The organism is Hymenobacter algoricola (assembly GCF_039539525.1).
Taxonomy (GTDB): domain Bacteria; phylum Bacteroidota; class Bacteroidia; order Cytophagales; family Hymenobacteraceae; genus Hymenobacter; species Hymenobacter algoricola.
The window spans coordinates 1-9,902 of the sequence record NZ_BAABDH010000086.1 but is presented as its reverse complement, the minus strand read 5'-3'; the positions used below and the strand labels follow the sequence as shown (position 1 = coordinate 9,902).

Here is a 9,902-nt window from a genome sequence, read left to right as displayed (position 1 = left end):
TACTTAACCCCCAATCAAGTCCATTCGCAAGGAAAAAGCCCCGCCGGAAAATCCGAGCGGGGCCCTTGCCTTATTCATGTCAACATATAGCCGGACGAGACACATATCCCCTCCGCATCGACTCCCCGACCCTGCTTCCCCCGGCCACCAGGGTCCGGCGGCCGAATCCGGTGCGGACTGATTTAGCCCCACTTAACCAGCTTCGCGCGTATCTTGCGGCTCCGCGGGCCATTGCCGGTGCTTTTCCGGCCGCGCCCGTGGCTTACCTGCTCTTCCCACGACCACCTCATTCCCCCGCAATGCTGCTCCGTACCGACTGGACTCTCGACGAAGTAAAAGCCATCTACAACCTGCCCGTGCTGGAGCTGGTAACCCAGGCCGCCGCCATCCACGCCCAGACTCAGGCCACCGGCGAAGTGCAGGTGTGCACGCTGCTGAGCGTGAAAACCGGCGGCTGCCCCGAAGACTGCGCCTACTGCCCCCAGGCCGCCCGCTACCACACCGGCGTGCAGGCCCACAAGCTGCTGCCCGACGCCGAAGTGCTGGCCTCGGCCCAGCGCGCCAAGGACGCGGGCAGCACCCGCTTCTGCATGGGCGCCGCCTGGCGCGAAATCCGCGACAACCGCGACTTCGACCGGGTGCTGGGCATGGTCGAGCAGGTAAATGGCCTCGGGCTGGAAGTGTGCTGCACGCTGGGCATGCTCAACGAGTACCAGGCCGAGCGCCTCAAGCAGGCCGGCCTCTACGCCTACAACCACAACCTCGACACCAGCGCCGAGCACTATGCCGAAATCATCACCACCCGCACCTACGACGACCGGCTCAACACGCTGGAGCACGTGCGCAAAGCCGGTATTTCGGTGTGCTCGGGCGGTATCATCGGCCTGGGCGAGACGGACGAGGACCGCGTAGCCATGCTGCACACCCTGGCCACGCTGCCCGCTCACCCCGAAAGCGTGCCGGTAAACGCGTTGGTACCCGTGGAAGGCACGCCCCTGGCCGATCAGCCCCGCGTCAGCGTGTGGGAAATGCTGCGCATGATTGGCACGGCCCGCATCCTGATGCCCCACACCATGGTGCGCCTCTCGGCCGGCCGCCAGGAGATGCCCGTGACGGAGCAGGCGCTGTGCTTCCTGGCCGGGGCCAACTCCATCTTCAGCGGCGAGAAGCTGCTGACCACGCCCAACCCCGACTTCGACGCCGATAAGCAGATGTTTGCCCTGCTGGGCCTCACGCCGCGCAAGTCGTTCAAGGACGTGCCCGAGGGCGCGACCGTGCTGGGCAAAGCCGCAACGGTAGAAGCCTAACCTTTATTCTGGCCGGGCCGGCCACCGATAGTCCTGCGCCGGCCCGGCCATTTCCTTTTTTAGTTGCCGCCATGAATATTAGTTTTGACCTGAACCTGGACCACGCCTACGCCGAAACCCTGCGCCAGCAGCACGAGGCGCGGGAGGCCCAGGAGCTGATTACGGAGCTGGAAGACAAAATCGGCTCGGCCCTGAACCTGGTCTTTGAGCGCCACCAGGTGCTGCCCGGCCTCGGCGACCGGGTGGAAGTGGACTCCGACTGGATGGTGGTCAATGCCCGCAGCTTTGGGCAGGACGGCTCCGTGTGGCTGTCGGTCAAGCCCTTTGAAACTCCGGCCCGCTGAGGGCCGCCATGTCTTCTGATGCGGACCTGCGGCAGCGCCTGGCCGCCGAGCTGACCAGGCGGGAGGACGCCGGCACCCGCCGCCGCCTGCCGCGGCCCGCTTCCGGCCTGGTTGACTTCAGCTCCAACGATTACCTGGGGCTGAGCCGGCATCCGGCGGTGCGCCAGGCCGTGCAGGCCGCGGCCGCCGAGCCCGCCGGCAGCACCGGCAGCCGCCTGCTCACCGGCAACTCCGCCGCGGCCGAAGCGCTGGAAACGCGCCTGGCGCAGTTTCACCGGGCCGAGGCCGCGCTGCTGTTCAACTCGGGCTACACCGCCAACCTGGGCTTTTTCAGCGCCGTGCCCCGCCGCGGCGACACGATTCTCTACGACGAGGCCAGCCACGCCTCGGTCAAGGAAGGCATCCGGGCCAGCTTCGCCACCGCCTGGAGCTTCCGGCACCACGACCTGGCCGACCTGGAGCGTAAGCTCAGTCGCGCCAGCGGGGCCGTGTTCGTGGCGGTGGAGGCCCTGTATTCGATGGACGGCGACGAAGCGCCGCTGGTGGAGCTGGCCGCGTTTTGCCGGACAAAGGACCTGTATCTGGTAGTCGACGAAGCTCACTCCAACGGTATCTACGGGCCAAGCGGGGAAGGATTGGTAGCGGCCCTGGGACTGGAAAACGAGATTTTTGCCCGCATCCTCACTTTCGGCAAGGCTCTGGGCAGCCAGGGCGCCGCCGTGGCCGGCCCGGCCGTGCTGCGCGACTACCTGCTCAACTTCAGCCGCCCCTTCATCTACACCACGGCCCTGCCCCCGCTCACCATTGCTGCCCTCACGGCGGCCTACGAGCTGCTACCCGCGTTGGGGCCGGAGCGGGAAAAGCTGTTCGGGCTGTCGGACTACCTGAAAGCCACGCTCAACGCCGTGCCCGGCCTGCGGGTGCCGGCCACCAGCCACGTCATTCACCCGGTTTTCTTCGCCGATAATCCCGGCCCGGAAAAGGTCCGGCAGGTGGCCGCCGCCGCCCGGGCCGCCGGCTTCGACGTGCGGCCCATCGTCGCGCCCACCGTGGCGGTGGGCACCGAGCGGCTGCGGCTGATTGTGCATTCGTATAACACCAAAGGCGAAATCGACGGGCTGGCACGAGTGCTGGGGCAAGCGGGGACGGACATACCCCTATCTGACCAGTAGAAGCTGACCAGCGAGGCGCACCTTTGCTGCTCGTACTCCATAGCGCCCATCCGTTATCGTTCAAGATAAAGGCGCAGGGATGCGACCCCACCTATTGCTTACCGAAACCTCACCGTTGTGCCTATGCTTGCCGCCGACACCTTGCTTCCGCACCTGGAACAATACATCCGCGTTTCAGAAGCGTTGCAAGCGGCGCTGCTGAACCGGGTGCGGGTGGCCAGCTATGGCAAGGGTCAGCTGCTGCACGACGCCCGGCACGTGTGCACCCGCAGCGACTTCATCCAGCGGGGCCTGGTGCGGCTCTACTACCTGCGCGACGGGGAAAAGATAACCGAGTATTTCAGCGCCGAAGGCGAGTGGGTGAATTCGCCCAACAGCTTCATCAAGCGCCTGCCCGACATCTACTACCTGGAGGCGCTGGAGCCAACGCATACCCTGAGCCTGCAGGTGCAGGACCTGGGCTACCTTTTCGACACTTTTCCGGAAATGGAGCGCTATGCCCGGCTCTCGATGGGCTCGGTGTTTGGCCACCTGATGGACCGCATCACGTCGCTGCGCTTTACTTCGGCCAAGGAGAAATACGCGCATTTCTGCGACACCCACCACGATATCCTGCCCCGACTGCCACTGGGCATGGTGGCCTCCTACTTGGGCATCACCCAGGAAACCCTGAGCCGAGTTCGGGCCGGGCGCTGAGAATTTGATCTGCATCAAAGAGGTTGAGGCCGGTCGCGGCTAACCTTTGCAGAAACCAACCTCTGCTATGCGCCACCTCCTCCTTTCCCTCGCGCTGTTTCTGGGCGTACTACTGACGGCCGCATCCGCAGCCACGGCCCAGATTGATTTAAAAACTCCCGGTGCCCAAAGCCTGCTCTATGTGGGTCCCGGTCGGCACCAACCCCTGCTGGTCGGGCTGGGTGGTTCGGAAGGCGGCAATGCCTGGGCCAGCCACCACTGGCAGCCCACCCGCGACCAGCTCGTGGCCAATGGCTACGCCTTTCTGGCCCTGGGCTACTTCAAGACCCCCGACGCCCCGCCCCTGCTGGACCGGATTTCGCTCGATACAGTGTACGCGGCCATTAAAGCCGCCACGCGACACCCACAAGTGGATGGCCGGAAAATAGCGCTGGTGGGCGGTTCGCGCGGGGCCGACCTGGCGCTGCTGCTGGCCAGTCGCTACCCCGACATCCAGTGCGTGGTGAGCATTGTGGGGAGCTACGTGGTGTTTCCGGGAAACACCAACCACCTCACTACATCGGCGTGGTCGTACCGGGGGCAGCCGCTACCGTTTGTGCCTGTGAATGAAGCGGCGGTACCATTCCTGGTAAAAGGTGACTTACGGGCCACCTTTGCGGCCATGCTCACGGACACGGCGGCGGTGCGGCAGGCTCGTATTCCGGTCGAAAATATCCGGGGAGCGGTGCTGTTGATATCGGCGACTCAGGATGAGGTATGTCCCTCTACCCCCATGGCTGAACAGATGCTGGCTCAGCTAAAGCGCGCTAGCTTACGCTACCCCAGGCAGCACCTGGCTATTGTGGGCGGGCATGCCGAGCCGCTTAAGCATTTTGATGCGGTAATTCGCTTTCTGCACACGAACTTTCCGGCTCGCTAGACGGCTTCCGCCCTTTCTCTATCACCATCCCTTTGGAAAAACTCTTCATCACCGGCATCGGTACCGACGTCGGCAAAACCCTAGTCTCGGCCATCCTTACCGAAGCCCTGCAGGCCGATTACTGGAAGCCGGTGCAGGCCGGCCTCACGCCCACCACCGATGCCGCCACCGTGCGCGGCCTGGTGCAAAACCAAACCAGTCGATTCCACCCGGAGCGGTACCGGCTGCAGCTGCCGGCCTCGCCCCACGCCGCCGCCGCCGCTGAGGGTATTACGCTGCGGCCCGAGGATTTTCAGCTTCCTGCTACCGACAACCACCTCATCGTGGAAGGCGCGGGCGGGCTGCTGGTGCCGCTGGCGCCGGGGCTGCTGATGGCCGACCTGATGCAGCAGTTCGGGCTGGACGTGGTCGTCGTGTCGCGCAATTATCTGGGCAGCATAAACCACACTTTGCTCACGCTGGAAGCGTTGCAGACGCGCGGCCTCAGGGTGCGGGGGCTGGTCTTCAACGGTGAGCCTAACCCGGCCACCGAGGATTTCATCTGCCAGCACACGGGCGTGCCGGTAATGCCCCGGCTGCGGGCGGAAGCCGAAGTTTCGCCCGCCGTGGTGAGCCGGTACGCGGCGGAGTTTCGGGCCTGGTTTGGCTTGGCAGTGCGGGGCGAAAGCCATTCCGCGCCTTAAGCGGCGTCAATCCGTCCTGAGCAGCGAAGAAACCGTTGTTAGCCCAGCAAGCCCTGACGTCAGCATACGGCAGGGGCTGCTGCTTTTATAACGGGTAGCTCAGGGTCCGGGACGGATTGCTTCGTCCTTCGTCCTGGCAATGACCTGAGGGTTGCTGGCGTGTCTCCCGGCAATGACGGCTACCTTTGTGGCTTCCATCCGCTTTCTCGCTCTATGTCCACCCTTGCCGACCGGGACCACGCCGTGCTGTGGCACCCCTACACCCAGATGCAGACCGCGCCGCTGCCCATTCCCATTGTGCGCGGGAAAGGCAGCTGGCTGATTGCCGAAGACGGCACCCGCTACCTCGACGGCATCTCGTCGTGGTGGGTGAACCTGCACGGGCACGCCCACCCCCACATTGCCCGCCGCGTGAGCGAGCAGCTCAGCACCCTGGAGCACGTGCTGTTTGCCGGCTTCACCCACGCCCCGGCCGTGGAGCTGGCCGAGCAGCTGCTGGCGCTGCTGCCCGCCCGCCAGGCCCGGGTATTCTATTCCGACAACGGCTCGACGGCGGTGGAGGTGGCCCTGAAGATGGTGCTGCAATACTTCCACAACCAGGGCCAGCCCCAGCGCCGCACCTTCCTCTGCTTCCGCGACTCCTACCACGGCGACACGTTCGGGGCCATGTCGGTGAGCAGCCGGGGGGCCTTCACCCAGCCTTTCTGGCCGCTGCTGTTCGAAGTCGAGTTTATCGACGTGCCGGTGCCGGGCCGCGAGGCTGCGGTGCTGGCCCAGCTGGACGCGGCCCTGGCCCGCCCGGAAGTGGCCGGCTTCATCTTTGAGCCGCTGGTACTGGGCACGGCCGGCATGGTAATGTACGAGCCGGAAGTTTTAAGCGAGATGCTGCGCCGCTGCCACCAGCGCGGCGTGCTGGCCATTGCCGATGAGGTGATGACCGGCTTCGGCCGCACCGGCCCTTTGTTTGCCAGCGCCCTGCTCACTGAGCAGCCCGATATCATGTGCTTTTCCAAGGGCCTCACCGGCGGCACCCTGGCCATGGGCCTGACCACCTGCGCCGCCCCCATCTACGAGGCCTTCCTGAGCGACGACAAGATGCGGGCCCTCTTCCACGGCCATTCCTACACTGCCAACCCCGTAGCCTGCGCGGCGGCGCTGGCCAGTCTGGAGCTGACCCGGGCCGAGGCCTGCGCCGCCCAGCGCCAGCGGATTGAGGCGGCCCACGCCGCTTTTGGCCGCGAAATCGAGGGCCAGCCGGGCATCCGGGCGGTGCGGCACCGGGGCACCATTCTGGCCGTAGAGTACGACCCGGGGGAAGGCACCAGCTACTTCAGCCGCCTGCGCGACGCCTTCTACCAGCTCGCCCTCGACCACCACGTGGTGCTGCGGCCGCTGGGCAACGTGGTGTACCTGCTGCCGCCCTACTGCACCACCGCCGCCGAGCTGGACCTGCTCTACGCCGTGCTGCGCCGGATGCGGGAGCTGGTCCTGGATTTTCTGCCCGCCCCCACCCTGCCCGAGTACCTGCATGACTAATTCCGCTGCCTCCCAGGAGCTGATCATCCTTCGCGGCCGGGGCCGGGTTTCGGCGCTGGGCGTGGCCGCCGAGGCGTATGCGCCGGGCCGGCCGGGCTTTGCCACCCACCTGCTCGGCGACAAGCCGCTGGCGGTAGCCGCGCTGCCCGCCGCCCTTGAGGAGCAGCTGGCAGCCCTGCGCAAAAGCCAGTCTGCCTACCGCCAACTCGACCGGACCGTGCTGCTGGCCATCCTGGCCGCCCGCCAGGCCACGGCCCAAGCTGGCTGGGGCGGGGGCAATGATCAATTAACTATCAGCAACGAGCAATTGCCTGTTGACCTTGATTCTGCCCGTGAAAAGCCAAAAACCAAAAACCACCAACCAAAAACCAACCTGGGCGTCAGCATCGGCTCATCCCGGGGCGCCACGGGCCGCACCGAGCACTACCACCACGAGTTTCTGAGCACCGGCGCCGTGGCCGCGGCGGCCTCCCCGCTCACCACCCTGGGCAACGTCGCCAGCTGGGTGGCCTTCGACGCGGGCAGCACCAGCAGCGCCGCGCTCAGCCACTCCAGCACCTGCAGCAGCGCCTTTCAGGCTTTGGGCAACGCCGTGGCCTGGCTGCGCGCCGGCATGGCCGACCGGTTTCTGGCCGGCGGCACCGAAGCGTCGCTCACCGGTTTCACCCTGGCCCAGCTGCACGCGCTGGGCATCTACTCGCCCTTCGCCGCCGCCGACTTCCCCTGCCGGCCCGGCGCGGGCAAGCCGTCTACTTTCGTGCTGGGCGAGGGCGCGGCGGTGTTTGCGCTGGAGAAAGTCGGGCGGGCGGCGCTGCTGCTGGAGCAGCAGCACCAGCCCGGGCGGCCGCTGCTGGTGCTGGAAGGCGTGGGCTTCGGCTTCGAGGCCCTGGGCAGCAAAACCGGCCTTTCCACCGACGGGCAGCACTTCCAGACCGCCATGCGTCAGGCGCTGGGCCAGGCCGGGCGCACGGCGGCCGAGGTGGATGCCCTGGTGCTGCACAGCCCCGGCACCCCGGCCGGCGACGCGGCCGAGCGGCAGGCCATCCGGGCGGTATTCGGGGGTAGTAAGCCCGATCTGGTTTCCAATAAATGGCTGCTGGGCCACACGCTGGGCGCTTCGGCCGCGCTGAGCCTCGACTTCGCCTGCCAGATTCTGGCCACCCAATCGTGGCCGGCGCCGCCTTTTGCCACCGACCTCACGCCGGCCCCTACCCGCCCGATTCGGCGGGTGCTGATCAATGCGGCCGGGTTTGGGGGCAACGCGGCCAGCGTGCTGGTGTCGGTGGTATAACCTCGCGCGACGTGCCTTCCGGACTCCCCCGTGCGGGACTGCCAGCCGGCGGCGGGGGTCAGTAGCAATCAATTCCAAAGGAAATTATTTGCTACTTCTGACGGCCCTCCTCGAAAGTAGGAAGGCTTTTAATTTTGAATCGATTGCTACTGCAGACACCTGCCGGCGGCCGGGGCTTTTTTTGGGTACCACTGCCAGGGTTGCTACCTTCACTGCCCCACTGCAAATGCTTCTACCGTTCCTGATCTGCTCCGTATGAAATTCCCCGTTGCCGCTTGCCTCACTCTGGCCGCGCTGGCCGCTACGCCTTCGGCGCAGGCCCAAACCAAGGCCCCCACCACCAAGGCCGACGCCGCCATCAGGCAGATGGTGCAGGATATTTCGGCCAAAAACCTGGAAGACGATGTGCGGAAGCTGGTCAGCTTCGGCACCCGGCACACGCTGAGCGACACCAAGGATCCCAAGCGCGGCATCGGGGCGTCCCGGCGCTGGGTGGAAGAAGAATTCAAAAAGTACAGCAAAGCCAGCGGCGGCCGGCTGACGGTAATTCAGGACACGTTCACGGTCAGGCCCGACGGCCGGCGCATCAACAAGCCCGTACTGATGGCTAACGTGATGGCCACGCTGCCCGGCACCGACCCCACCGACACCCGCGTGTTCATCGTCAGCGGCCACATCGACTCCCGGGTGACGGACGTGATGAATGCCACGGCCGACGCGCCCGGGGCCAACGACGACGGCTCGGGCACGGCCGCCGTGATGGAGCTGGCCCGGGTGATGAGCAAGCAGAAGTTTCCCTGTACCCTCATCTTCGTGGCCGTGCAGGGCGAAGAGCAGGGCCTCTACGGCTCGACCTACCTGGCCCAGCGGGCCAAAAAGGAAGGCTGGAACCTGACGGCCATGCTCAACAACGACATCATGGGCAACTCCCTCGGCCACGACCCGCAGCTCAAGGACGACAAGCACCTGCGCGTGTTCAGCGAAGGGGTGCCGGCCAATGAAACACCCGACGAGGCCAAGCTGCGGCGCACGCTCAGCTCCGAAAACGACTCGCCCTCCCGCCAGCTGGCCCGCTACGCCCAGACGGCTGCCAGGCAGTACGTCGAGGGCCTCGAAGTGGTGCTCGAATACCGCCCCGACCGGTTTCTGCGCGGCGGCGACCACACGCCCTTTAATCAGCAGGGCTTCACGGCGGTGCGCTTCACGGAGATGAACGAGGACTTCACCCACCAGCACCAGGACCTGCGCACCGAAAACGGCCGTGCCTACGGCGATACGCCTGAGGGCATGGACTTCCAGTACCTGCGCAAAAACACCGGCGTAAACCTGGCCACGCTGGCCAGCCTGGCCCTGGCCCCGGCGGCGCCCCAGAACGTGGGCGTGCTCACGGCCAACCTGAGCAACCGCACTGAGCTGAAGTGGGAAGCCCCGAAAGCCGGCGAGAAACCGGCCGGCTACTACGTGCTGATGCGCGAAACCAGCGCCCCGCAGTGGCAGCAGAAGTTCTTCGTGACGGACCCCAAAGCCGACCTGCCCCACAGCAAGGACAACTACCTGTTCGGGGTGGTAAGCGTGGATGCCGAGGGCCACGAGAGTTTGCCGATGCTGCCCAAGCCGGTGCGGTAAATGCGCCAAATAGGCGGGTGGCAAACGTAGTAGCAATGTCTGCTGATTAAACTATCCGTTGGACCATGAATGGGCTGTAAGCGCCATTAGGGCAGTTTTCGAGCTTGCACTACTACAGTTACAGTCGGGTCCAGATGTCTAACCAGCACTGAAATTGGTTTTATGTGGCAACTTGTTTTGACTAGGTTTGATTCAACCAAGCCCCACGCTACCATGTGCTACATGTAGTACTCCCCAAAGTTTGGACAGTTTATGGCGGCTATCTTAGTCAATGCCATGAACCCGAAACGTACCCGTCGCCGCTTCACTGCTGAGTTTAAAGCAGAAG

General features: G+C 65.2%; 9 protein-coding genes. All 9 read left to right on the top strand.

The genetic code is table 11. The annotated features are described in order from the left end of the window. Positions 1-299 precede the first annotated feature (299 nt). The 9 genes from bioB (at position 300) to ABD842_RS14195 (ending at position 9,574) form a co-directional block, all read left to right on the top strand. A complete protein-coding gene (gene bioB, locus ABD842_RS14235) occupies positions 300-1,307 on the top strand; it encodes a biotin synthase BioB (protein WP_345115186.1) in 1,008 nt (335 codons plus the stop codon). 71 nt (positions 1,308-1,378) lie between these two features. Beyond that, positions 1,379-1,651, top strand: coding sequence for a hypothetical protein (locus tag ABD842_RS14230; RefSeq protein ID WP_345115183.1), 273 nt, complete (start codon positions 1,379-1,381; stop codon positions 1,649-1,651). An 8-nt stretch (positions 1,652-1,659) separates the two neighbouring features. After that, positions 1,660-2,823, top strand: coding sequence for an aminotransferase class I/II-fold pyridoxal phosphate-dependent enzyme (locus ABD842_RS14225; RefSeq protein WP_345115180.1), 1,164 nt, complete (start codon positions 1,660-1,662; stop codon positions 2,821-2,823). 117 nt (positions 2,824-2,940) lie between these two features. Then, positions 2,941-3,519 carry a Crp/Fnr family transcriptional regulator gene (locus tag ABD842_RS14220; protein WP_345115177.1) on the top strand — a complete coding sequence of 193 codons (579 nt, stop codon included), beginning with the start codon at positions 2,941-2,943 and terminating at the stop codon, positions 3,517-3,519. A 67-nt stretch (positions 3,520-3,586) separates the two neighbouring features. Then, a complete protein-coding gene (locus tag ABD842_RS14215) occupies positions 3,587-4,438 on the top strand; it encodes an acyl-CoA thioester hydrolase/BAAT C-terminal domain-containing protein (RefSeq protein ID WP_345115175.1) in 852 nt (283 codons plus the stop codon). A gap of 32 nt (positions 4,439-4,470) precedes the next feature. Further along, entirely contained in the window at positions 4,471-5,121 is a 651-nt protein-coding gene (gene bioD / locus ABD842_RS14210; RefSeq protein WP_345115172.1) for a dethiobiotin synthase, read from the top strand. Between the two features lie 213 nt (positions 5,122-5,334). Next, a complete protein-coding gene (bioA, locus tag ABD842_RS14205; RefSeq protein WP_345115169.1) occupies positions 5,335-6,657 on the top strand; it encodes an adenosylmethionine--8-amino-7-oxononanoate transaminase in 1,323 nt (440 codons plus the stop codon). Beyond that, a complete protein-coding gene (locus ABD842_RS14200) occupies positions 6,650-7,948 on the top strand; it encodes a beta-ketoacyl synthase N-terminal-like domain-containing protein (protein ID WP_345115166.1) in 1,299 nt (432 codons plus the stop codon). The genes bioA and ABD842_RS14200 overlap by 8 nt, the downstream gene beginning before the upstream one ends. A gap of 255 nt (positions 7,949-8,203) precedes the next feature. Continuing rightward, positions 8,204-9,574, top strand: a complete 1,371-nt coding sequence (locus ABD842_RS14195) for a M20/M25/M40 family metallo-hydrolase (RefSeq protein ID WP_345115163.1) — start codon at positions 8,204-8,206, stop codon at positions 9,572-9,574. Positions 9,575-9,902 lie beyond the last annotated feature (328 nt).